The sequence below is a fragment of the Bacteriovorax sp. BAL6_X genome, assembly GCF_000443995.1.
GTDB lineage: Bacteria > Bdellovibrionota > Bacteriovoracia > Bacteriovoracales > Bacteriovoracaceae > Halobacteriovorax_A.
On record NZ_AUMC01000006.1, the window covers coordinates 477,822 to 503,115 of the forward strand.

18 protein-coding genes are annotated in these 25,294 nt (G+C 37.4%); 10 read left to right on the forward strand and 8 right to left on the reverse strand.

Annotated features, from left to right (window positions below):
* Window positions 1-8 precede the first annotated feature (8 nt).
* Together trxB and M902_RS06525 are read right to left on the reverse strand one after the other, a co-directional pair.
* On the reverse strand, window positions 9-938 hold the full coding sequence (trxB, locus tag M902_RS06520) for a thioredoxin-disulfide reductase (RefSeq protein WP_021266785.1): 930 nt from the start codon (window positions 936-938) through the stop codon (window positions 9-11).
* Window positions 939-962: 24 nt separating this feature from the next.
* Window positions 963-1,148, reverse strand: a complete 186-nt coding sequence (locus M902_RS06525) for a hypothetical protein (protein WP_021266799.1) — start codon at window positions 1,146-1,148, stop codon at window positions 963-965.
* 102 nt (window positions 1,149-1,250) lie between these two features.
* On the opposite strand from M902_RS06525, the gene M902_RS06530 reads away from it, so the two are divergent.
* A complete protein-coding gene (locus M902_RS06530; protein ID WP_156979737.1) occupies window positions 1,251-2,813 on the forward strand; it encodes a hypothetical protein in 1,563 nt (520 codons plus the stop codon).
* 9 nt (window positions 2,814-2,822) lie between these two features.
* The gene (locus M902_RS06535; RefSeq protein ID WP_021266932.1) at window positions 2,823-3,956 is read left to right on the forward strand and encodes a hypothetical protein; all 1,134 of its coding nucleotides are present in this window, start codon (window positions 2,823-2,825) and stop codon (window positions 3,954-3,956) included.
* 25 nt (window positions 3,957-3,981) lie between these two features.
* On the opposite strand, the gene M902_RS06540 is transcribed toward M902_RS06535, so the two are convergent.
* From M902_RS06540 to M902_RS06560, 5 genes are all read right to left on the reverse strand, one after another.
* Window positions 3,982-5,295, reverse strand: a complete 1,314-nt coding sequence (locus M902_RS06540; RefSeq protein ID WP_021266849.1) for a glycerol-3-phosphate dehydrogenase/oxidase — start codon at window positions 5,293-5,295, stop codon at window positions 3,982-3,984.
* A 13-nt stretch (window positions 5,296-5,308) separates the two neighbouring features.
* Window positions 5,309-6,652 carry a hypothetical protein gene (locus tag M902_RS06545; RefSeq protein WP_021266731.1) on the reverse strand — a complete coding sequence of 448 codons (1,344 nt, stop codon included), beginning with the start codon at window positions 6,650-6,652 and terminating at the stop codon, window positions 5,309-5,311.
* Between the two features lie 5 nt (window positions 6,653-6,657).
* Window positions 6,658-9,216: a preprotein translocase subunit SecA gene (secA, locus tag M902_RS06550; RefSeq protein ID WP_021267065.1), complete on the reverse strand. Its 2,559-nt coding sequence runs from the start codon at window positions 9,214-9,216 to the stop codon at window positions 6,658-6,660.
* Between the two features lie 15 nt (window positions 9,217-9,231).
* Window positions 9,232-10,356 carry a M23 family metallopeptidase gene (locus M902_RS15825; protein WP_021266997.1) on the reverse strand — a complete coding sequence of 375 codons (1,125 nt, stop codon included), beginning with the start codon at window positions 10,354-10,356 and terminating at the stop codon, window positions 9,232-9,234.
* Window positions 10,357-10,480: 124 nt separating this feature from the next.
* Window positions 10,481-11,230, reverse strand: coding sequence for a Stp1/IreP family PP2C-type Ser/Thr phosphatase (locus M902_RS06560; RefSeq protein ID WP_040314220.1), 750 nt, complete (start codon window positions 11,228-11,230; stop codon window positions 10,481-10,483).
* 265 nt (window positions 11,231-11,495) lie between these two features.
* Here M902_RS06560 and M902_RS06565 point away from each other — a divergent pair, with 265 nt between their 5' ends.
* From M902_RS06565 to M902_RS06580, 4 genes are all read left to right on the forward strand, one after another.
* The gene (locus tag M902_RS06565) at window positions 11,496-13,550 is read left to right on the forward strand and encodes a PrkA family serine protein kinase (protein WP_052607411.1); all 2,055 of its coding nucleotides are present in this window, start codon (window positions 11,496-11,498) and stop codon (window positions 13,548-13,550) included.
* Between the two features lie 29 nt (window positions 13,551-13,579).
* Window positions 13,580-14,701, forward strand: a complete 1,122-nt coding sequence (locus M902_RS06570) for a DUF444 family protein (RefSeq protein ID WP_021266659.1) — start codon at window positions 13,580-13,582, stop codon at window positions 14,699-14,701.
* 24 nt (window positions 14,702-14,725) lie between these two features.
* Window positions 14,726-16,207, forward strand: coding sequence for a SpoVR family protein (locus M902_RS06575; RefSeq protein ID WP_021267036.1), 1,482 nt, complete (start codon window positions 14,726-14,728; stop codon window positions 16,205-16,207).
* A 114-nt stretch (window positions 16,208-16,321) separates the two neighbouring features.
* Window positions 16,322-18,148 carry a hypothetical protein gene (locus M902_RS06580; RefSeq protein WP_021266887.1) on the forward strand — a complete coding sequence of 609 codons (1,827 nt, stop codon included), beginning with the start codon at window positions 16,322-16,324 and terminating at the stop codon, window positions 18,146-18,148.
* 5 nt (window positions 18,149-18,153) lie between these two features.
* Here the strand turns inward: M902_RS06580 and M902_RS06585 are convergent, their stop codons facing one another.
* Entirely contained in the window at window positions 18,154-19,584 is a 1,431-nt protein-coding gene (locus tag M902_RS06585; RefSeq protein WP_021266879.1) for a hypothetical protein, read from the reverse strand.
* 80 nt (window positions 19,585-19,664) lie between these two features.
* Between M902_RS06585 and M902_RS06590 the strand changes: the two genes are divergently transcribed.
* From M902_RS06590 to pnp, 4 genes are all read left to right on the forward strand, one after another.
* Window positions 19,665-21,365: a hypothetical protein gene (locus M902_RS06590; protein WP_021267010.1), complete on the forward strand. Its 1,701-nt coding sequence runs from the start codon at window positions 19,665-19,667 to the stop codon at window positions 21,363-21,365.
* A gap of 12 nt (window positions 21,366-21,377) precedes the next feature.
* Window positions 21,378-22,427 (forward strand): RNA polymerase factor sigma-32, encoded by a 1,050-nt coding sequence (locus M902_RS06595; RefSeq protein ID WP_021266769.1) that lies wholly within the window; start codon window positions 21,378-21,380, stop codon window positions 22,425-22,427.
* Between the two features lie 80 nt (window positions 22,428-22,507).
* Window positions 22,508-22,786: a 30S ribosomal protein S15 gene (rpsO, locus tag M902_RS06600; protein WP_021266633.1), complete on the forward strand. Its 279-nt coding sequence runs from the start codon at window positions 22,508-22,510 to the stop codon at window positions 22,784-22,786.
* 242 nt (window positions 22,787-23,028) lie between these two features.
* Entirely contained in the window at window positions 23,029-25,287 is a 2,259-nt protein-coding gene (pnp, locus tag M902_RS06605; protein WP_021266571.1) for a polyribonucleotide nucleotidyltransferase, read from the forward strand.
* Window positions 25,288-25,294: the final 7 nt, after the last annotated feature.

A 25,294-nucleotide genomic window follows, 5' to 3' on the forward strand; every position in this document is an offset into this window, starting at 1 on the left:
ATTCACTATTATTCGTTTTCTTCTAAAAATCTTTCAGCTCTGATTGCTGCTTGACAGCCTGAACCTGCCGCAGAAATTGCCTGACGGTAGTATGAGTCTTGAACGTCACCACAAGCAAATATACCAGCAACACTTGTGTCTGGATGTCTTCCTTCAGTAATAATAAAACCATGATCATCAAGGTCTACTTTACCTTTTAGGAAGTCCGTATTTGGCTTATGTCCGATCCCCATAAATAGGCCATCAGTTTTTCTCTCAGATACTTCACCAGTTTTTAAATTTTCAACTTTAATTGAAGTTACACCAGTTTCATCTGCGATGATTTCTGTTACAGCGCTATCCCATACAAATTCGATTTTTTCGTTATTGAAAGCACGCTCTTGCATTGGCTTAGAAGCACGAAGCTCATCTCTTCTGTGGACAACATAGACTTTAGAAGCAAATTTAGTTAGGAAAGTTGCTTCTTCCATCGCAGTATCTCCACCACCAACTACGTGAACAACACGGTCGCGGTAAAAGAATCCATCACAAGTTGCACAAGCACTAACACCTTTTCCAATTAGTTCCTTCTCATTTGGTAGGCCAAGATATTTGGCCGAAGCACCAGTTGCAAGGATAACGGCATCAGCAGTGTAAGTTTTATCTTCATCTACTGTAAGGGTAAATGGTCTCTTTGAGGTATCTAAGTCAGTGACGAAACCACTCAGGTATTGTGTTCCAAATCTCTGAGTTTGTTTTTTCATATTGGCCATAAGCTCTGGCCCCATGATTCCCTCTGGGAATCCTGGAAAGTTATCAACATCAGTTGTTGTCGTTAGTTGCCCACCTGGCTCATGCCCTTCAATGACAAGAGGTTCAAGGTTTGCACGTGATGCATATAGGGCCGCTGTGTAACCAGCAGGACCTGATCCAATAATAATGACTTTGTGGTGTGCCATTCAAAAACTCCGTTTTTCTAAATGTTATTCAATCCCTAATTCTTTCTTAATTTCCTCAGGACGATCATCTTCCTCAGGGTTCATGTCGTAGTATGCGTTTACGCTTACTAGGTCATCAGGATTAGTCGCTTTCTTAGTTGTTTTGTAAACTTCGCCAGTCATTTGGCATTCGTATCGAAAAATTTGAATATTCTTCTTTCTTTTGGCCATATTTTCCTCCGTTCACTCGTGGTGCACCGTGGCATAATTTTGTAAAAATATACATACCTTACCATATTGTTTCAAATACTTCCATTCGTTATAATTAAATATATGGATAAATATAAACAATTCGTAATGATACTTTTGCTAAATTTATTGATGGCAAATACCTATGCAATGATGCAGGCAAAAGTTGTGGCCCTTTCCCAGTCTGGACGCACAATTAAGCTGTCTGTCGGAAAGCTTACAGGACTTAAAACTGGTGATGTGGCAGACGTATCGATGCGTATTGGCGACTATCAAAAACCGAAATATCTCTATCTTGGAAGCATCGAGCTTCTAAAGGTATCAGATCGAGAATCTTACTGGTACTTCAAGGATATTTCTGGAGATAAGCTAAACCGTTCTAATTTTACTCCTGATACAACAATTGCGTTACAAATTCGATCTCAAACCGCAAGTGGCCGATATAAGAAAAAAACTGTCTATGAAATTAAGGCCTATGAGTCAAAGAAAACAAAGTTTAATAATCAACACGCTATAGATGGTGAAGTTCCAACAGATCTTGTACAGGATAAAGAGACTCCAAGTGATAAGAATTATGATTCAAGTATTGAAGAGTCAACAATTTATAAGGTCACAAAGAAAACTCAGTTAAAAGATGGTGACGAGATTATAGTTAAAGATGGTAGGCTACGTTATAAGTATGTCGATTCTCAACTAGGGCCTGTTGATACAACAAAGCTTACGGCCGAAGAGTTTGATGCTCAAATGGCACGCCAAAATCAAGATCAATTAAGTAAGATCTCTGCGGCACAAGATGGTTACAAGGAAATGCTCTATAGTGGACGACCTGACCTAACCGGCGCTAATTCAAATCTTTCAATTCCAAATGCAATGGAAGAGAGCCTAGCAAGAGAAAGGGCCAAGAATCGTGTGACAAAATCAGCAAAAGCAGTTCTCGATAAAGAAGGGCCACTATGGTCTGCTGATATGGATAGTGAACAACTTAGTCGCTACTTAAAGTCATCTGGTATTGCTCGTGAAAAATTTAGAAGAGAAAATGTTCTTTCAATTGAAAGTGGTAATGAAATTCAATTAAGCTTTATTTCAAACCTTATGCCTAATTACACTGAAAATGATAGTAATCACCAAAACCTCGGTTATGGCCTGGCCGCTTCTTATGAATTCCATCTTATTAGAGCACATGACTCTCTTAGGAAGTGGAGTGTAGACTTTGGTCTCGACGTTTCAAACCTAAATGTAGATCTTGGTGGTATCAATGGCCGTATGACTTATATGAACTTTGGCGCACATGTTAATTACTATTTCTATAATGCTCCATATGTTCGAAATAAACTTCTTGCCTTTGTAGGTCTTGGTATGAAGCGCGGTACTGGGGAGACGACTTCTGCTGCTTTTTCTAATTATAGTTATGACTATGAATCAGTTGCCTTACCTTCGATTACTCTTGGAATTAAAACGAGAATCTCTACATTTCGAGACTATGAAAAAGGTAATATGTTTGGCTACGGTATAGGAGCGAAGTTAAACTACGAGCTACTAAGTTTGTCTCCTATAAGTGAAGTTAATGCAACGGACGCAAATAATTTTACACTTAATCAAACAGTTAATAATTTAAAATTTATCGCTAGTTTAAGTATATTTTTTTAAGGATATGATATGACAGGACGTTTACTAAAAATTCTAACTTTCTCATTAATTACTCTATTGAGCACTAGTACATTGGCACTGGATATTGATGAGAAGTTAACTTTCAGAATTCTTCAGACTTCCACTTCGAAGAAAACGATTCTTATGAATCGAGGCCTAGAAGATGGGCTTGTTATTGGGGATCACGCAAAGTTCTTTATTACGACAGGTGTTTTTGCAAGAGCAGTGTGTATAAAGGCCACTCCTTCACGTTCCGTATGGAGTATTTATCGAATTGTAAAACCTAGTGAGATACAACGTGATAAAGTTGCAAACTTAAAGATCTCCTCTCCGGTGAAACTAACTAATGATCGATCGAAGTCTCTACAAGCAACATACCCTAGTGGAAAACAGATGGGGGAGCCTGTTGATATCAATCGATCATCTCCACAGCAAAGAAGTGCATACGCTCAATCTCAAGGTTCAAGTCGCTACGATAAAAACTATGAAGAGCAGAGCGAGCTGGAGGCCATAAAAACCACTTCATTTTCAAGTAACCAGACAATGTCTAGGCCAACACCAAGTAAAATTCTGGATAAGAATATGGCCTTTAATGTTTCGGCAGGTCTTAATATGCTTAGCGGAACATATGACAATGTTGGTGTAAGTACTGATGCTGAGCTAAGTTCACTTGGTTTTGCAGGTGAATTCGAATTATTCTTTCCAAAGTCTCAAAGTTTTCTACAAAAATTTTCACTTAAAGCAAGTGTTGGTTACTACTCTGGTAGCAACGGTATCTCTGAATCAACTTCATCTTCTATTGATTTTGGTGGGGCCGTCAATTTTCATATTTTCAATCCTCTTGCAACAAATCGCTTTATTCCTTATGTTGAGTTTGGATTTGGATTATCGATGACTTCATTAAATGAAATCCCTGAGACTGCTGGCTCTTCAACAACTGAAAGCCTTTCTGGTTCAGGAACTTATATGAATTTTGGTGGTGGAATCAAATATACACTTGATTCAGGGTTTGGTTTCTATGCAAAGGGTGACTACTTCAGTAGTTCATCAACTTTTAGTATTGAGACCGGTGGCTCGACAGTTGAAAACACGATCTCTCTAAGTGGGTTTAGAGCGATTGGTGGAGCCTATTTACGCTTTTAATTGTTCATAACAGACGCTATGTAATCTAGTAGCGTCTGTTAAAATCTTCTTCACATCGTACAAATTCATACTTTCTAACTTCAGCTTCTTGTTTCGCTGTAAATCCTTTTTGCTTAAAAGGATTGTAGCGCATTTTAAAGCGAAATTCTGCCAGAGTCTTATCTTGGATATATGGTTTCTTATGCTTATGCACAATTACTTTAGCTACATCCTGGGCCATCGTTCTAAAGGTTGTGTATTTTCCTCCAATTAGAACGTGGCAATTTTTCAAAGGCTGAAAGTATTTGTGAACTCGAGCAGTCTTGCCTAGTGCGGCCGTGGAGTCGTCTTTTACTAGGGGACGAATTCCTGCAAAACTTGAGATTATATCACTTTCTTCAATTTTGGCCTTTGGGAAGTATTGATTTAAGTTGGCGAGTAAATACTCGATCTCTTCTTGTGTTGGTTTTAAATCAAAATAGTCTTCTTCTACTTTTGCTTCTGTTGTACCAACTAGAATTTTATCGGCCTGTGGAATGACAAAGATAACGCGGCCATCGTTTGGTGTTAGAAGAATTGCACTCTTAATTTTTAAGCGCTCTTTTGAGATCCAAATATGACTACCACGTGATGGTAATAGTTGTGGATGCCAGCGGATTTGTTTGGCTTTTGCGAGTACTTTATCTGTAAAAGGACCTGTCGCAAAAATGATGTCATTACAGTAGACTTCTTTTTTTATCCCTTCTATTTCATCATTTAGAACAACCCTAATTCTTCCATCTGTTTGGAATTCATAATCCTCTAGGGCCACATGATTTAGTGCATGACATTTAGGATTAAAGGCAGCGTCTCTTAGGACTTCAATGGTTAATCGTCCATCGTGCACAACTGCATCATGATAAACACCGCTTCCTTTTAAATCATCTTCTTTTAAATCTGCATTTGTTTCAATTGTTTCGATTTTACTCTTCATTTCATAAGGAGAGTTTTGAAAACTTGAAAGTAGGTCATACAAGAAAAGGCCAATTCTAATCATCCATTTTGGGCGAATTGAATCAGAGTAGATCGGTAGATAGAACTTCTCTTCAAAGCATAGATGAGGAGCAAGTCTTAACCATAGGTTCTTCTCATGCAAGGCCTCCCATACTAAGGGAAAATCAAAGTTTTCAAGGTAGCGGATTCCTCCGTGAAGCATCTTTGAACTTTTAGAGCTTGTTTGAGAGGCGAAATCCTTCTTGTCTACAAGAAGGGTATCAATATCATGTAGACTTAGGTCTCGGAAAACTCCGGCCCCTACAATGCCACCTCCAATAATAATGGTGCTATAAAAATCTTTTGTATCGCTTAAATTGCTAATCATAATTGTCTATTTTCTATGCCTTGTTTTCTTCTAAAACGACATAGTCCCCATGGGCCATGATAATAATATCATTAGACGCTGAGTCTCTATTGTGATGATTTACTGTAAAATGGATTGAAATAATAGCATTGGCACCTTTTTTAAAAGCACTCTCTTTAATTAGATCAGAGAAGTATTCAATTAGGTTAATTGATTTAATATCATTAAATTCGTTACCATCAATGACTTCATTTATTTGCATCGGTCCCAAGCTGTGAGTGATCAGGTAGCCTGGGATAAAGTGTGAAGAGCTAAGTAGAATATCTTCTTGATTAAAGTCTTTATCATTTCTAATAAAGTGTTTTGTTTTATTTTGATTAATTGAACGAGGCCCTGTTAACCCTCTTTGATCATTGTGGTCATAATTAGGGCTAGCATGTATTTCATGCGCTAGTCCCAGCTTGATCACGCGACAATAGCGACGTAATTTACCTGCTAAGTAAATCGCACTGAATTCACCTATTTGAGCAATTAGTAGCTGTCCATTTTCAAGGCTTGTGCGATATAGATCTTCATTATCACCTAAGATTCCATGTTCATTTAAAATGGCGAGAATGCTTTCATCGTATTCACCTGGGACAATTCCTTGCATAAGGATAGAAAAAGGAGGGTTCCCACCAATTGCAACTTTTCCGTATGTTGAGTTGGCCGCAAAGTCTCTGACTTCTGCAAAGTCTTGGGCAGCTTTCTCTACTGGTATTACGGTTTCAGGTGTGGCCGTAAGGGGAGTTTCTACTTGCTCATATGCTTGTATTTCTGGTGCAGAGAACTCTTCTTGCTGAGGAAGTTCTTCATCAAAGGTGTTTTTGTCTTCTTCTGTTTCAGTTTCTTCTTCGAAAGGAGATAGTGCGATTTCAGCTTCTTCGTTTTCTTGGTCCTCTATTTGGTCCTCTATTTGGTCATCTTTTGCATATTCGACATTTTCGTCTTGATTGTTGTCGAAGTCGTCTTCAAAGTTATTTTCGAAGTTGCTTTCAAAGTCTTCGTTGAAGTCTGTTTGATCTTCTTCTTGATCGTGTTCGTCGTCGGGACCTGACTCATCAAAGGCGTATTCGGCTTCGTCATATGAGTCGTCTTCATTATTGTCATTATAAAATTCTTCTTCTGACTCATAAGTGTCGTCATCCGAATTTTCTTCTGAGTTATTTGAATATTCAAATGGCGCTAACTCGATTTCAGCTTCGTCTTCTTCATTAGAGTCCTCACTGGACTCATCGAGATCAGCAAGCAGCTTGTCGAGCTCATCATCACCTTGATGAAGAAACTCGGACAAGTCCTCAATACGTGTTAAATCGTTCTTGTTATCGCCATCTGACATATTAGTTATGATCCATGACAGTGTTTAAACTTCTTTCCTGAACCACATGGACAGGCGTCATTACGCCCTACCTTTACTTGTCCGCGCGAGCGAGGTGATTGTGCTGGCTCATCACGTCCTTCTTCTTCTGCAATTCTTTTAGCTTTTAGAAGTTCAAGTTGTCTTTGTAGTTCTTCTTCCTGTTGGCGTCTTAGTTCTTCAATCTCTTCTTGAGTATAAAGGCGAACTGTAAACATATTACGAACAACACTTGCTTTTACATCAATACGCATCTGTTCGAATAGGTTGAAAGCTTCTCGCTTATACTCTGTAAGAGGGTCTTTTTGTGCATAGGCCTTTAGATTGATCCCTTCTTTTAGGTGATCCATATTTCTTAAGTGATCTTTCCAGTGCTGGTCAAAAGTAGAAAGTAAAATTTCTCTTAGAGCAAGAGTAACTTGTCTTTCATCGTAACCAGCAAGCTTTGTTTCAAGGATTTCTTTTGCTCTTTCTTCAAAGTACTTACTTACATTTCCTTCGAATTTCTCAGAACATTCAACTGCATTTACTTCATAATCTGTGTTGAAAGTTGCACAGAATCCTGATTTCATATCTTCCCAAGGAAGGTCCTCAAGAGGAACTTTCTTTTGTGGACGATATGTTTCATGAAGGCTATCTGCAACATCCTCTGTCATCTCTTTAACAAATCCCAGGTTGTCTTCATCCGAAAGAATATCGCGACGGATGCGGTAGATAACGCGACGTTGTTCGTTCATAACATTATCAAAGTCAAGAAGGTGCTTTCTGATTTCAAAGTTATGTGTTTCAACTTTCTTTTGAGCTTTAGCGATGGCATTAGTAATCATCTTGTGCTCAATTGGCTCATCTTCTTCCATTCCAAGAGTGTTCATCACTTTAGCGATACGATCACTCCCAAAAATTCTCATTAAATCATCTTCTAGAGAAAGGAAGAATTTTGAACGTCCAGGATCTCCTTGACGTCCTGAACGACCACGTAACTGGTTGTCAATACGACGAGACTCATGTCTTTCAGTACAAAGAATATATAAACCACCAAGGGCCTTTACTTCATCGTTAATTTTAATGTCGGTACCACGACCGGCCATATTTGTTGCAATTGTGACAGATCCTTTTCGGCCTGCATTTTCAATAATACCGGCCTCTTTTCCGTGCTGCTTGGCATTTAGAACATTATGTTCAATTCCTGCCTTTTCAAGCTCTTGTGAAAGTAAGTTAGAAGAGTCAACTGTAATTGTCCCAACTAGAACCGGCTGGCCTTTCTCATTTAGCTCTCTCAGTAGATTGATAATGGCCTTGTACTTGGCCTTCTTATTTTTGTAAATAACATCAGCTTCATCAATACGTGCAATCGGAAGGTTTGTTGGAATGACAATTACATCAAGCTCATAGATCTTCTTAAATTCTTCCGCTTCTGTATCTGCTGTACCTGTCATACCTGCAAGGTTTGAATACATTTTAAAGTAGTTTTGGAATGTAATTGAAGCAAGGGTTTGGTTTTCCTGCTTTATCTCAACACCTTCTTTTGCTTCGATGGCCTGGTGTAGTCCATCTGACCAACGAGAACCTGTTTTAAGACGTCCTGTAAATTCATCAACGATAATTACTTCACCGTCTTTAATTATATAGTTGGCGTCTCTTTTAAATAAGTGATGAGCACGAAGTGCTTGGTTTAGGTGGTGAAGTAGAGCAGAGTTTTCGATATCATAAAGATTATCAACCTTCATAAGCTCTTGTACTTTTAAAATCCCTTCTTCCGTAAATACGGCCGACATTGATTTTTCATCAATTGTGAAGTGCTTTTCAACTGTTAGTTGAGGGATAACTTTATTTGCAACTCCGTATAGAGTTGAGTCACCCTCACTCGGGCCTGAGATTAGTAGGGGAGTTCTGGCCTCATCAATTAGAATTGAGTCAACCTCATCCACGATACAGTAGTGAAAATCTCTTTGAACATATTCCTCTAAAGAGAATTTCATATTATCTCTTAGGTAGTCGAAAGCAAATTCGTTATTTGTTCCGTATGTGATATCTGAAGCATATGCCTTTTGGCGATCTTCATCTTCCATATCTGCAATAATACAACCTGTAGTTAGGCCTAACCAATTATAAAGAACACCCATTTCTTTAGCATCACGACTTGCTAGATAGTCGTTAACTGTTACTAGGTGGGCACCTTTTCCTTCAAGTGCTTTTAGGTATAGAGGCAGAGTTGCTGTAAGAGTCTTACCTTCCCCTGTTTTCATCTCCGCAATAATTCCTTTGTAAAGAACAATACCACCAATGATTTGTACATCATATGGACGCATACCAAGGACACGCTTAGCGGCTTCTCTTACAGTTGCAAATGCTTCAGGTAAAAGTTGGTCTAGAGTCGATCCTTCACTTAGGCGTAGTTTAAACTTAGATGTCTGGGCCTTAAGCTCGTCATCACTAAGTTTTTCCATTTGTGCTTCAAGTGAATTAATTTCATTAACGATTGGCATGAGCTTCTTGATATCGCGATCGTGTTTCGTGCCAAAAAAAGACTTAAGCGGATTAAACATTTAAATTTCTCCTAATTAATCCAGTACATAATAAAGTGGATCCACCGGTGTTCCATTAATGCGAATTTCGTAGTGCAAATGGGGGCCTGTGGATAAACCGGAGTTACCAACTTTTGCAATTGGCTGCCCCCGTTTGACCTTTTGGCCTTTTACAACGATGTTTTCTGAATTATGTCCGTAAACTGTAGTTATACCGTATCCATGATCTATTTCAACGTGGTTTCCAAAACCGTAATTTTTCTTTGATGTTTTAACGATACCGTCTGCAGGTGCAAGAATAACGGTACCAATAGGTGCTCCAACATCTAGGCCTTCATGCATTTTTACTCGTTTTGAATAGTGACTCATACGAGGCCCGTAGTAAGAAGTAATCCAACCACGTGCTGGCAAAAGCGTCGGTGTTGATCTTAAAAAAGATTCGCGATCAAGTAGGAATTGATCGAGCTCATTTACACGAATCTCTAAATCACCTGAAATCTTGCGTAGTATTGAATACCGATAATCAAAAAACGCAAAGTTTTCAGCTAACTTAAAACTTTGTTTAATTAAGCTACTCCATTCTTTTGTAAAGCTATAACCAGAAGTTAAACCAAAGTTTGTTGCGATCTTTCGCTCGTAAAGATCATTAATGTCACTAAATTCCTCAACATTTTTAAGATCAATTAGCTCAGATTTAACTTTATTCATTAACTCCTGGTCTCGTTGGGGGATGAGAACAGACTGAGGATTACGAGAAGGGTCTGAAGGGGCCGAGTGACTATGGCCGTGATCGCCTTCTTGGGCCTCGTTATCACCAGAGTTTTGCATCACAGGTTTTGTTAGATCAAAATCTTTAAAACCAGAGATTACTCTCAACTTACTTTCAATTTTTTGAATACGTTCAATATCATCTGTTAATGTATTGAGTTTCATATTAAAGAGTTGAATTTGCTCTTTAAGTTGACGGTTCTCAATGCTTAGGTGACGGTTTTCGTAAACTTGTTTAAGAATTTTAATATAGTCAAAAGTAAGAATACCTATAACTGCTACAATGATAACGATGAAAAATAGAACTGAGTTAAAGATCACTCGTGGAATGCGAAATGACTTAACTCCCTTCTCCTTTTCAGGAATTACCATAATTGTGTAAAAACGACTCAAAATTACTTCCTTGAATTTTCAATAATTTCTGATGTTTATTGTAGGTTTCTTGATAACAGTTTGCAAGACATTAATCGATGACACGATGAGACGTATTATCGGTCTGATTAGGAAGAGTTTAAGATTAATTAACTACAGCTAAAATTACAGATATATTGTCTTGTCCACCGTGCTCATTGGCCTGCCTAACAAGAGTTTGCGCACAGTCGTGAATGAGTTGATGACTTAGTTCGTCGTTCTTTTTTATCATATCATTAATGATAAACAGGATATCTTCGTCGCTTAGCTTTCCATGAAGTCCATCTGAGCAAAGAAGAAAGATATCTCCCTTAGTTGGTTTGTAATCATAAATATCGACTTCGATTCCTGACTCAAACCCGACTGTTCGAGACAGGTAATTCTTATTTGGATCATTAGCGGCTTGTTGGCGAGTATAGATTCCAAAATTAATTTTCTCTTGGATGACAGAATGGTCTTTTGTTAATTGAAAAATTTGTCCTTGAGTGATGACGTAAGCACGTGAGTCTCCAACATTTGCAATACTTGCTTTATCTTGGCCAAATAGAATTCCAACAACTGTTGTTCCCATTCCTTTTAGGGATGGTTCTTCATCAGCATATTTTTTAATTTTTTCGTTAGCATAATGAACAGAATCTTTAAGGACCGAAGATTTATCAGTGTCAGATGATTTGAGTTCTTTCACTTTTTCTGCAACGTATTTGATGGCCATCGTTGAGGCCAGTTCGCCGCCTGAGTGTCCTCCCATGCCATCTGCCACGACATAGAGTTTACTTGAATTTCCAACATAAATTGAATCTTGGTTGGTCTCTCTTTTGCGTCCAATATCTGATACGCCGGCACAAATAATTTCCATATTCACCCTTGTAATCCCTCAACAATGCTAAATCTGTAATTCCTATATTTTCAATTGGATACAGATTTTAGTCAAATGCTTTTGTTGGACTTTAATTTTGCCAATTATTTGCCTAGTCATCTTGCTCATTACTTGATCGTTTTACGGTGTCAAAAAGTCACTACATATTTTTTTTATAGTTACCTTTGCTTCTACTTAGTTTTTCACGTTATAATATATTTAGGAATTTAGCTTGCATCGAATGCAACTCATGGATGGAGAAGATATGACTAAAATGAATATGAAAGACTTTATGAGTGAGAACTACAAAGTTGAAGACTTTGCTCACTTACACTGGACGGGGAGCTTTCAAGATTATGTAGATCTTGTAGCTGAAGACCCTAGAATCGGACGCAATTCATTCCAAAGAATTTTCGATATGATTATGACTTTTGGAACGAGTACTTATCTAGAATATAAAAAAGAAATCACTCGCTATCACTTTTTTGATGATCCAATTGGCAATGGTAAAGATGCTGTTTTCGGAATTGATGTACACCTAATGAAACTAGTTAACTTCTTTAAGGCGGCGGCCCTTGGCTACGGAACTGAGAAAAGGGTCCTATTACTTCACGGGCCTGTAGGTTCTGCAAAATCGTCAATTGCAAGAAATCTCAAAAAAGGTTTAGAATATTATTCACGTACAGATGAAGGTGCTCTTTACACTTTTGAATGGTACGACGAAGAAGAGTCTGACATTCTTGGTGGACAAAAAGTTTTTCCATCTCCAATGCACGAAGATCCATTAAAGCTAATTCCTCACGAAGTAAGAAAAGAATTCTTAGAAAATATGAATAAAGGTAACAAGGACCACAAGATTAAAATTCGTGGTGAAGTTTGTCCTGCTGACCGTTATATTCTTAATGAATATATGATTAAGTATGATGGTGACTTCATGAAGGTTATGGAAAACCATATCCGAGTTAAAAGACTAGTTCTTTCAGAAAAAGATCGTCTAGGTATTGGTACTTTCCAACCTAAAGATGAAAAGAACCAAGACTCAACTGAGTTAACTGGTGATATCAACTACAGAAAGATCGCTCAGTATGGTTCAGACTCAGATCCTCGTGCATTTAACTTTGACGGTGAGTTTAATATCGCTAACCGTGGTATTATCGAATTTATTGAAATGTTAAAGCTTGATGTTGCTTTCTTATATGATTTACTTGGTGCTTCTCAAGAGCAATCAATTAAGCCAAAGAAATTTGCTCAAACTGATATTGATCTTGTTATTCTTGGTCACACAAATGAGCCAGAATTTAGAAAGCTACAAAATAACGAATTTATGGAAGCACTTCGTGACCGTACAGTAAAAATTGATGTTCCTTATATTACTCGTCTTGATAATGAAGTAAGAATCTATCAGCGTGACTTTAACGCTGAAAAGATTCCTCATGTTCACATCGCTCCACACACTCTTGATATGGCAGCTATGTGGGCAGTATTAACAAGAATGGAAGAGCCAAAGAAAGCAGACCTTACTCTTGTTCAAAAGCTTAAGCTATATAACGGTAAAACACTTACTGGTTATAATGAAGATAACGTAAAAGAACTTCGTAAAGAAGCTGTTAGGGAAGGTCTTGAAGGGATCTCTCCTCGTTATATTCAAGACAAAATTTCAAATGCACTTGTTAAGTATGGGCATACTGGTTCACTTAATCCATTTATGGTTTTCAATGAGCTAGAGTCTGGACTTAAACACTCAATGGCAAATAACCCGGAAGCAGTAGATAAGTATCGTGAGATGCTAGCAATTGTTCGCCAAGAGTATACTGATATCGTTAAAAATGATGTTCAAAAGGCGATTTCTCTTGATGAGACTGCAATTGAAACTCTATGTGCAAATTACATTGATAACGTTAAGGCCTACACTCAAAAAGAAAAGGTTCGTAACAAGTACACAGGTAAGCTTGAAGAAGCAGATGAGCGTTTCATGAGAAGCATTGAAGAGAAGATCGACATTGCAGAATCACGCAAGGATGACTTTAGACGTGAGATTATGAACTATATTGGCGCTCTTGCAATCGAAGGTAAACAATTTGATTACAAGATGAATGAAAGACTACACCGTGCGCTTGAACTTAAGCTTTTTGAAGATCAAAAAGATGCGATTAAGCTTACAACAATCATCTCAAATGTTGTTGATAAAGAAACACAAGAGAAGATTGATGTTATTAAGTCTCGTCTAATTAAGAATTATGGTTACTGTGAAATTTCAGCAACTGATGCCCTTAATTATGTCGCTAGTATTTTTGCAAAAGGAGACAGTGCTAAGTCTTAGGACTTAGCACCTCCACAACTGGAGAGTTAATGGATCACCCGATTAAAAGAGACCACGCACGTTTTCGTAAAATTATTAAAGGAAAGGTGCGTGATAATCTAAGAAAGTATATTGCTGGCGGTGAGATGCCTATTCCAAAAGGCAATGGGCAATTTAAAGTTCCAATGCCTTCTATTAATACTCCTCAGTTTCGTTTTGGCGATAAAAGTCAAGGTGGTACAGGGCAAGGTGATGGCCAACCAGGTGACCCAGTCGATGGACAAGGGGAACCAGGGGAAGGTCAAGGGGAGCCCGGGGAGGCAGGAGAGCAGGAAGGTGATAAGGCCCTTGATGTTGAAATGAGTCTTGACGAGCTTGCTTCGATTCTTGGCAATGAACTTGCTTTACCTAAGATTGAACCTAAGGGTAAGAAGAATATGCAATCAACTGTGGATCGCTACACTAGTATCGGTACTGTTGGTCCAGATTCTCTAAAGCATTATAAGAGATCTTTTAAAGAGGCGCTAAAGCGCCAAATCGCGATGGGAACTTATGATCCAAAGAATCCTGTGGTTGTTCCAATTAAAAGTGATATGCGATACCGTTCGAGTGATTCAAAGATTGAATTTGAAAATTCTGCGGTTGTTATCTATATGATGGACGTATCAGGCTCAATGGGTGATGAGCAAAAAGAAATTGTTCGTACAGAATCTTTTTGGATTAATCTATGGCTTAAGTCTCAGTATAAAGACATTGAAATTCGTTATATTATCCACGATGCTACAGCAAAAGAAGTTGATGAAGAGACATTCTTTAGAACTCGTGAAAGTGGCGGAACTCTCATTTCATCGGCACTCAAGCTTTGCAAGGATATGATTGCAAGTGACTATAACTCTGACGAATGGAATATTTACCCTTTCCATTTTTCTGATGGAGATAATTGGTCGGCCGAAGACACAAAGGTTTGTCTTGATATTTTAAAGAATTCAATTATTCCAAATTCAAATGCATTCTTCTATGGGCAAGTTGAGTCTCGCTATGGATCGGGGCAATTTTATAAAGATCTTGCCAAAGAGTTCGGTGAAAAGCATGAGGATGTAATTTTAAGTAAAATTAAAAATAAAGAAGCAATCTTAGATTCAATAAAAGATTTTCTAGGAAAAGGTAAGTAAGGCGTGACTCCAGTAATAAGTAGTATGGAAAGGACAAAACCACTAAGTGGTGAACTTGCAAGATTAAGAGATGAAGTGCACAGCTATGCTGTTGAATACGGTCTCGATTTCTATCCTGTTGTTTTCGAAGTTTGTGACTATGATACAGTTTGTATTCTTGCTGCAAATGGAGGATTTCCTTCTCGCTATCCTCATTGGAGATTCGGGCTAGAATATGATCGTCTTGCTAAAGGTAATAAATACGGTTTTCAAAAAATATACGAACTTGTGATTAACACTGATCCTTGTTATGCCTACCTTCTAAGCTCTAATCGTTATGTCGATCAGAAGCTAGTTATGGCACATGTTTATGGCCACGCTGATTTCTTTAAAAATAATGCATGGTTTAGAGGAACAGATCGTCGCATGATGGATGTTATGGCCAATCATGGGACAAAAGTACGTCGCTATATGGATAAATACGGTCAAGACCGTGTGGAAGAGTTTATTGATACAGTTCTTTCTTTTGAAAACTTACTAGATGTAAATGTACTTTTCCAAAGTGAAGAAAAACAGAAGACATCGGCCGACGAGGATTTTGAATTTAAAGATGATCGTTCACAAGTTCTACGCTCTTTTATGAACTCAAAGATGGGACGTGCTGGACTTGAAGAAGGTAAGAGCGAAGTTAAAAAGACGCCTCTTGAACTACTTGATGAAGAGATTCGTGGCACACGTGATATTATGAAATTTCTTATTGATCACGCTCCAATTGAAGACTGGCAAGCAGATATCATAGGCATACTAAGAGAAGAAGCGTATTACTTTCTACCTCAAAGAATGACTAAGATTATGAATGAGGGCTGGGCCTCTTATTGGCACTCTAAAATTCTTACAAAAAAGGCCTTGAATAGTTCAGAGATTATTGATTTTGCAGATATTCATTCTGGTGTTATGGCCATGAGTAAGCAAAATATTAACCCATATAAAATCGGTATTGAGCTGATGCGCGATATCGAGTACCGTTGGGATACTGGAAAATTTGGTAAAGAATACCAAGACTGTACCGATCTTTACAAGAAAGAAAATTGGCATATCGAAACGAATAAAGGACGCGAAAAGATTTTTGAAGTAAGGCGTACTCATAATGATATTACTTTTATCGATGAGTTCTTTACTGAAGAATTTTGTAATCGCATGCAGCTTTTTACTTATAAGTATAACTCGCGCACTGGCCGAAATGAGATCGAGACACGTGACTTTAAAGAAATTAAAGCAAAGCTTTTAAATCAACTAACGAATTTTGGTTCTCCAATAATTGAAGTCGAATCAGCTAATCATAAAAACCGTGGAGAGCTACTACTTCGCCATGTTCACCAAGGTGTCGACTTAGATTTAACACAGGCCCAAGATACGATGGCAAATATCTATAAAATCTGGAAAAGACCTGTTTCAATTACTACTGTTGTAGAAGATAACTCTATTGTTTATCAATTTGATGGTGTTGAATTTAAAGAAGATAAGTAGTCGCTTTATTAATTAGTTGTCTGTATTGCTTGTTGACCTAAAAATAGTTTCAAGTAAAATTGAAGTAACTTTCAATATTAGAAATTTAGAATTTATGTCAATATAGGAATATTCATGCTTTTAAAAAGTACTTTCATTGTTTTATCACTTTTTGTCTCAATTCAAACATTAGCTGTAATAAAGCTCAATTCTGGCCGTGGTGATATTTCATTGATTAGTAAAAATCAATCACGTCAAATTGATGCGACTAAAATATCTAGTGATATAAGTCTTTCACAAGATACTCTTATCATTACTGAAGATAATTCTTATGCTCGACTTTCAAATGAACGTGGAGATTTATTCGTCATTGGCCCAAATTCGAAGGTAACTATTGAGCTTATAAATGCATCTGAAGGTGACTTTATCTCACTTCATGCAGGGATTATAAGAATTAAAGCTAAGAAACAAAGAAAGGTTAGGGGACAGCGTTTTGATCGTATTTTTGTAAGAACAAATAGTGCTCTTGTTGGCCTTGAAGACACTGACTCTCTTGTTCTCTACAATATCTATAATAACGTAACTGGAACACTGACTTTTACTGGTAGAGCAAATATGAAGCGAATCAATCGCTCTCATAAATTTAGTGCGGGGGAAAGACTTGTTTTTAGAAGAAGCCTTAAAGAGCAAAAAATAAAGTTTAAGTTTCGTGCTAATAATGAAATTAAAAATTTTAGTAAAGAAATTAATGAAGTTCTATTTGGTCAAAATTTAAAAGACGTGGCAACCGTTGAACGTGGCCAGTATAGTGCTACATTTCACGACTCAAGGCCTGTTTCTATGCCTGTTAAGTTAAACCCACTACAGTTAACAAAGCTCTATCCAAATAATCGCTTAGATATGACTGTCTACTCTGAAGATACTGATGGTGAGGAAATAAATTTATCTCCATATCCACTCTCTGGTAATCTTTTTATACCTGCTCAACAGCAAAGCTCATATCGTGGTCAGTACTCAAACTCACAAAAAAGGTATGCGCCAAAGGCCGGTGGTTTGGTTGATCTTGCGTCTGGTATTTATATTCCACCTGAAAAGAATGCGACATTTAATGAAAAATATCGTGTCTATGAAGCACGCGACATAGGGCGTATTAACAGCTCTAATGGAACTTTTATTGCTCCAAAAAATCTTACACTCGATCCAAACCGTGGATTCCTTGTTGTTAATAATACTCATGAGTCTATCCAAAAACAAATTGAATTAAATGATCTTTTAAAATCTAACTTACTACTTGCAAGTTATAAAAATGTTAGTGGAAAGAAAATGACTACGGCCGAAAGATTTTCTTCAAATATTGTGGGACTTTCTCTAGTTAATCAGGGCCATACATTTGGATATGATAGTGGTGACTATGAATTAGGAAAGAGAGGGATTGAAGTTAGCTTGGCCCTTATGGGAAACGGAAGCTTTCGCCCATTTGTTAAATTTAGATTACTAAATGAAAACTTTGCTAGTTCAAGTCTATCAAATAATATTGAACGCTTCTATCAAATGAATCTTGGTCTTGATTATCAATTTGGAGAGATATTCTATGTTAGTGGACAACTTTCTATTGATGAAGAACCTATTGTTTTAAATGCTACTTCAAGTATTGTTAGTGCAACACTTACTAACTTTATTGGAGAGTTCGGGGTAAAGCTTTTCAACCTTAAGAAAATTGACTTCTTTGCTCGAGCTGGTGCTAAGTATAGTTTGGCTAATGCTGATGATGGCTTTGATATTGAAAGCGGTATGGGCTTATATTTTGGTGGAAAGCTTGATTATTGGCTTAATCGTTATAGTTTCATCTTTGCAGAATTAGACTATTTGTCACACTCTTTCTCAATTTCTGGGGCAGGTAATGACAGCGATGTTGATATGAGTGGTACGATGATAAACTTTGGCTATCGCTATTCTTTCTAATGAGTTCAGTGCCCAAGGTTTGGGTACTGTGCTAAATCTAGCTCATAAATATCTTTTTGATAAATAAGCACTGGTTCATCATATTTCTTTTGTTCAGGTGCTGAAATCATAGATTCAAGTCGGTCTTGTATGATTTTAGATTCCATTTTTTGATCTTTTCGAATTACATCAGTTGTAAAATTATTCCATAGTTTTGATTGCATATGTAGCCAGCAACTAATGATATTCTTATTGAGGCATGACTTATCACTAAGCTGAATCCATTTTTGATCATTATTTAATAATTTTAAGTAGGTGCTAAGAATCGCGGCCTCATATGGAAGACGCTTATTATAGCGTATATCAAGATTGTTCATTAGGTAAACGGCTTCTTTAAACTTGCCTTCTTTGATAAGAATATTAATTCTTAATAGTTCTTTTTCACGAGAAAGTGATTCTGATAGTGGAATTTTTGAAAGCGCAATTCGTGCATTCTTAAAATTTCCACTAAGCCATGCTGTTGCCAGTATGAGCTTATTATTAACTATTGACTCAGGCTTTTGAATTAAATTTGATATATAGTGTGAATAGGCCGTTTTGATATCATCTTTATGTATCTCCATATGCCCTTTAATTTTATTAGTATTTGTATTATCAATCGATTGGGCAAGCTTTAAAGCTTGATCGTATTTACCATCATTATAAAGATTAACAGCAACCAGTGTTCTAAGCATTGGATCTGCATAGAAATCAACTGGTATTGTTCCATAGTATTTTAAAACTCTTTTGTGTTCTTTAAAAAAGATACCGTATCGAAGGACTGTTTTTATAATATCTAGATTATTGCTTGCCATTAGGTCTCTGATTTTTGTTGATTTAACATGGCCTTTAAGGCGTTTTTCTAAGACTAGATCTAACCAAGTATTGTCCTGATAAGGATTCTTATTGTGGATTCTTGTAATACAATTTCTAAAGATTTCTTCAATCTTCTCATTCATTTCTTTTGGCATGGAAAGAGCACTTACCATTCTCGTTGTACAGTTTTGATAAAACCAAGAAGCGTTATCCTGCAAGGATGCCAGTGTCTCACGTGTCTCTTTTGCCCGTGCATCGGAAAAGTATGCAAGTACCAGAAAGCGGTTAATTAGAAGTTGTTTCTTATAACTATTTGTTTTGGCCGAAAGTTTTTCAAGAACAAGTATGGCATCATTTGAATGGCCATCGATTAAAAGTGATTTAGCAACTCTTAATTGGTCAAGAAAGTCCTTGCGATCATCTAGTTGAAGGCCTTCATTAAAGTATGCCGCCTCTATTTCGTGATAGATATTATAGGGTGGGTCAAGTTCACGCTTTGCCTGTCTTGAAATAATATGTGCATTGGATTGCGCACGAATGACTTCACTTAATAGCGATAAGCTTATAAGAATGAGAATGGCCTTAAGTGAAATTAGTTTCATATATAAATTCTTTTAAATTTCCCATTAAACCTTTCGGGAATAATTCCGATAACTTAAGGGAAAGTTTAAATGGATTTTACATGGATGTTTTTGCAAAATTCTTAAAGTATGTACGTTTGTTATTCTGCCCGATGTTGGCGGTTATATCGCTACAGGTACTATCTGCGGATTCTCTTGTTCTTAATAAGCAAGGGGATATGATATTTGATAATCTAGGTAAATCAATTGAGCAATCACGTGTTAAAAACTCTAAAGAAAATTTTGATCTTTTAAATAATTACCGAAAATTCTATCTTGAAGATGAGAAACTTGATTATTTCTGTCGAGAAAATAGTGCAAAACTGTACTTTAATAATGGACTAGAAAGAGACGAGTTTTATCGTACAATTATGGCCACTCTTCAATATAAAATGATGAATTATTCGATGCACGCCATCGCAACCTACGCCAAGAAGCTACAGTTTGATGGTGAGCAATATGACAATCTTGTTAACTCTCTGGTTTCAAAATGTTCACAAAATATTACATTGATGGGACATCGCCTAATTAGGTACCATTTTCAAAATTATTTCAAAGAGCAAGGAGAGATCTTTCTCCCAATTGACCAAAGAAAGAACCTTTACACAGATAAGTTAAATAAACTACAAAGTGAAAATGAAATTCTAGTTAATGAGTTATATTACACAACAGGTATCTTCGCGTATGCCTGCTCTTGGGGTGGCCAAGTTAAATACCCAAGACAGCTTGCAAATTTCTTATCTTCATCTGCTGTCATGAGCTACATCATTCGCGAACTAAGTGGCCTTGATACTTATGCATTTAAAGACAAACTCTCTGATAAGAAAGGCGCCCTCTGCCGTAACCAAATTTGTCGGCCAAAAAGTATCTCTAAGATTGAGCAAGATATTATTCGTCCAGTTGGTTCAGCTAATTTAAATTTCGATTATAAGCTGGCCTATTGTGAAAAATTTCGTTATTCGGCTCCTAAGTACTCCAGTGAGGTTGATAGCGAGTTTGTTAAAGCGCTTGATGAGTTTAAAGATGAGAAACCTCGCCTTATTGGCCAATTCTTGGCCCTTGTTACACGAGTACCAGACTTTAATGTTTGGACACATGATTCAAAAACGATCAAAGATTATATCTCACTATCAAATGATGGCCTATGGGATTTTTGGGCACTTGATTATCTTAAAACAAATTCTAAAAAACTTTCATACGAAGAAGCTCTTGTTATGCAAATTGATAAAGAGGTAAATAATTACTTTGTTTACCGCAAAAGCTTTCCAGAAATAAATTTCAATGTTTTACATGGTGAATTTGATAAGGCAAGTGATGTAACAAATATGATTAATCTTCATTTCGATATCAATATTCCACGTACAGATATTAAGTGGATTTATGAGCAATACAAAATCGCTCATGTTGGAAATGATGACAAGAAAGTCGAACAATTAAAAAAACGTCTAAGTCTCTACATTGAAAATGATTATCAAGAGATAAAAAGTACCCTCATGCAATTTTCTGTGAATGCAGATCTAACTCAAGTTATGACTGATGAACTAATTAGACAATTCGACATGATTGATCATATTGAGCTTCCAAAAGAAGCTAAAGCAAAACTATTAAAGATTGGTGTTAATATTCGTATTGCTCCATTTGCACTTGTTGCAATACGAAATAAAAGGATTGTTACAGACTTTTCAACAAGGGACTTAAATGAAATTAAGTCTTTAGAAACCCTAAATAATATCGATTCTATGGCCGTCGAAGCCAAAAAATGATAAATAGGCTTAATGGCAAAAGTTAATAACAATAATAAAAGTAAAGATAGAGTAAAGTACGATGTCGAGGTTCTTCCATCGGTTGAAGAATCTGCTCTTATTGAAACTCCTCATTCAATAAATGATGATGAAGATGAGTATGTTGATATCGTCACTAAAAAGCTAACAATTGAGGAAGAAGTTCAGTTGATTCAAGAGACCTTACCGGCCCTCGCCTCAAACCTGCCAGTTCCTTCTAAGCTCGACAATAAGCTCAATCAATACCTAAAAGATATCTCTCGCTACGAACTTCTTTCACCTGAGCAGGAAAAGTTACTCGTTAAGCAATTTCGTGAATCTGGGGATATCGAATTAGCAAAGAAGCTTGTTGTCTCAAATCTGCGTCTGGTTGTTAAGATTGCCATGGAGTATCGCAGTGCTCATTCCAATGTGATGGACCTTATCCAAGAGGGGAATATTGGATTAATGAAGGCCGTCTCGCTCTTTGAGCCAGATAAAGGGGCCAAACTTTCATATTACGCTTCTTGGTGGATTAAGTCTTATATTTTGAAGTTCATTCTCGATAATTTTAAGTTAGTAAAGCTAGGCTCAACTAATGAACAGAAGAAGCTTTTTTATAACCTCATGCGTGAAAAAGAGCGGCTTGAGGCCCAAGGTATCAAGCCAGACCACAAGACAATTGCTCAAAACCTCGATGTGAGTGAAAAGGCCGTGGCATTGATGGATATGCGCTTAGGTGAAGGGGGATCGGAAGTCAGTATCGATACTCCAGTTGGTGAGTCATCATCAACAATGGGGGACCTTTTGCCTGACTCTGGTGACTTTGCTGAGGATATTGAGTTTCAGCAGTCCTTGAAATTATTACAAGACAATCTGGACCAATTCATTCAAGGCCTAAAGCCCAGAGATCAAGAAATCTTTCGCGAAAGACTTCTAAATGACGCTCCACGCTCTCTTCAGTCCATAGCCGATGATTATGGGGTCTCTAGAGAGCGAATTCGCCAAATTGAGGCCCGATTGCTTGAGAATTTAAAGGTTTACATGAGTGAAATTATAAGATAATATGCTCAAAATTATAGCGCCCCTCACTTGGCCTGGAAAATAACTTCCTTGCTCGGTTTTGGGTAAGTATGGAGAAAATTATGATTACAAAAGCAGAAACTGCAAACATCGTTGCTGAATTTGGTAAAGAATTTGGTGCAGGTGAAAAAGACAGCGGAAGTGCAGCGGTTCAAGTTGCTATTCTTACAACAAGAATTAACAACCTAAAAGCTCACTTTGGTTCACACATCCACGATTACTCATCTAACCGTGGTCTTCTTAAGATGATTGGACGTCGTCGTCGTCTTCTTAAGTATGTAGCTACTAACAGCGAAGAAAGCTACAAAGCACTTATTAAGAAACTTGGTCTAAGAAAGTAAGCCAAATAAAAAGAAAGGAAGCTTTATGCTTCCTTTTTTTTATTTATAAAGTTAAAATTAAGTAACGAATTTTTTGGATAAGTAGACAAGGACAGTCTAGGGATTTAAGGGATATTAAAATTTAAGAACTCACAAGCCGAATAAAGTTTTTAAGTTTTCATATTCTTTGGATTTCTCAAGATCATCCTCAATTCTTAAAGAAAAAATTCTAAATACATTTAAAAATATAAAATGGAGTTTTTATGTTAAACAACAAACGTGAGTTTACTTACAACTTCGGTGGTAAAGATATTACTATCGAAACTGGCCGTATGGCCAAGCAAGCAGATGCATCAGTTATCGTAACTTGTGGTGGTACACAAGTTCTTGTTACTGCAACTTCTGCAACTCAAGTAAAAGATGGGCAAGACTTTTTCCCACTTCTAGTAGAGTACACTGAGAAATTTTATTCAGCAGGGAAGTTCCTTGGTGGATTCCTTAAAAGAGAAGGTCGTCCTTCAGTAGGTGAGACCCTTAACGCTCGTCTAATTGATAGACCATTAAGGCCACTATTTCCAGAAGGATATATGTTTGACACTGTAATTTCTTGTACAGTTATCTCTTACTCACCTGAAGGTGACCCGGAGGTTCTTGCAGCAATCGGTGCTTCTGCGGCCCTTACTATTTCTGATATTCCATTTGCAGGGCCAATCGGTACTTGTAAAGTTGGCCGTATTGACGGTGAATTTGTTATCAACCCAGATCAAGATAAGTGGGAAGAATCAGATATGGAAATCGTTGTTGCTGCAAGTGACAATGCAATTCTTATGGTTGAAGGGGAAGCGAAGGTTGCTCCTGAACAAGATGTACTTGATGCAATCTTCTACGGTCAAAAAGAGATCGAAGGATTTGTTTCATTCCTTAAAGATGTTCAAAAAGAAGTTGGTAGAGAAAAACGTGAATTCGTATCTGCTGCTGCTAATAAAACAATGCTTGAGAAAATCAGAGCTGACTTCACTGCAACAGCACGTGAAGCTCTTAAGATTACTGACAAGCTTCTTAGACAAAAAGCTGTTAAAGCTATCGAAACTCAAGTTAAAGAAGCAATGGCAGCTGATCCGGCGGCCTTTGGTCTTACTGAAGACGATGCATTTGGAAAAGAAGCATACAAAGGTGTTGATGAGCTAATGTATGAAATGCTACGTGGTGATATTCTTGATGAAGACAAGCGTATTGCTGGACGTGGACTTGCTGAAGTTCGTACTATTGAAACTGAAACAGATATTCTAAAAGTACCACACGGATCATCACTATTTACTCGTGGTGAAACACAAGTTATGGCCGCTGTTACTCTTGGTGGTAGCAAAGGTGCTCAAATGAGTGACCGTATTATCGGTACAAAAGAAGACCAATTCTATCTACACTATAACTTCCCTCCATTCTCTGTAGGTGAGGCACGTGGTGTACGTGGTGTTGGACGTCGTGAACAAGGTCACGGTAACCTAGCTGAGCGTGCTCTTAAAGCAGTTATGCCAACAGACTTCCCATATACAACTCGTCTTGTATGTGAGGTTCTAGAGTCTAACGGTTCTTCTTCAATGGGTTCTGTATGTTCAGGTTCAATGGCCCTTATGGATGCTGGTGTTCCTCTAACTGCACCAGTTGCAGGGATTGCGATGGGTCTAGTAACTGATGGTGAAAGATTCAAAATCCTTACAGATATCCTTGGTGATGAAGATCACCTAGGTGATATGGACTTTAAAGTTGCTGGTACAACTGAAGGTATCACAGCAATTCAAATGGATATTAAGATTACTGGTCTTACTAAAGAAATCGTTGAAAGTGCAATGGCACAAGCAAGAGAAGGGCGTCTGCACATCCTTGAAGAGATGGCAAAGACAATTTCTGTTGAAAGAAAAACTCTTAAAGACGGTGTTCCTGTAATGAAAACTATGCAGATCAAGCAAGATCAAATCGGTGGTCTTATTGGTCCTGGTGGAAAGAATATTAAGAAGCTTCAAGAGGATTTCGATCTTACTATCGAAATTGAGGAAGATGGAACAACTAAATTCATCTCAACTAACCAAGAGATGATTGATGAGTGTATGTCACTAGTTGCTCTACAAATGAATGGACCTGAAGTTGGAAAAGTATATGAAGCTAAAGTTGCTTCTCTTAAAGACTATGGTGCATTTGTTGATATCGCTGCAGGTGTTGGTGGACTTGTTCACATTTCTGAAATTGCTGAAGATAGAATCACTGATGCTGCTGACTACTTAGACGAAGGTCAAGAAGTAAAGATTAAGGTTCTTGAAATCGATAAAATGGGACGTGCTAAGCTTTCAATCAAAGCAGTTGAAGCTCTTAAGAGAAAAGACGGAAAGACTGAAGCTGAAGCACAAAAAGATGCTCCAAAGCGTGAGCCACGTGAGTCAAGAGATGGTGACAGAGGTGATCGTAGGCCAAGAGGTGATAGAAAGCCTCGCGCAGACAGAAAGCCACGTGGTGACAAAAAAGATTAATAGGCAG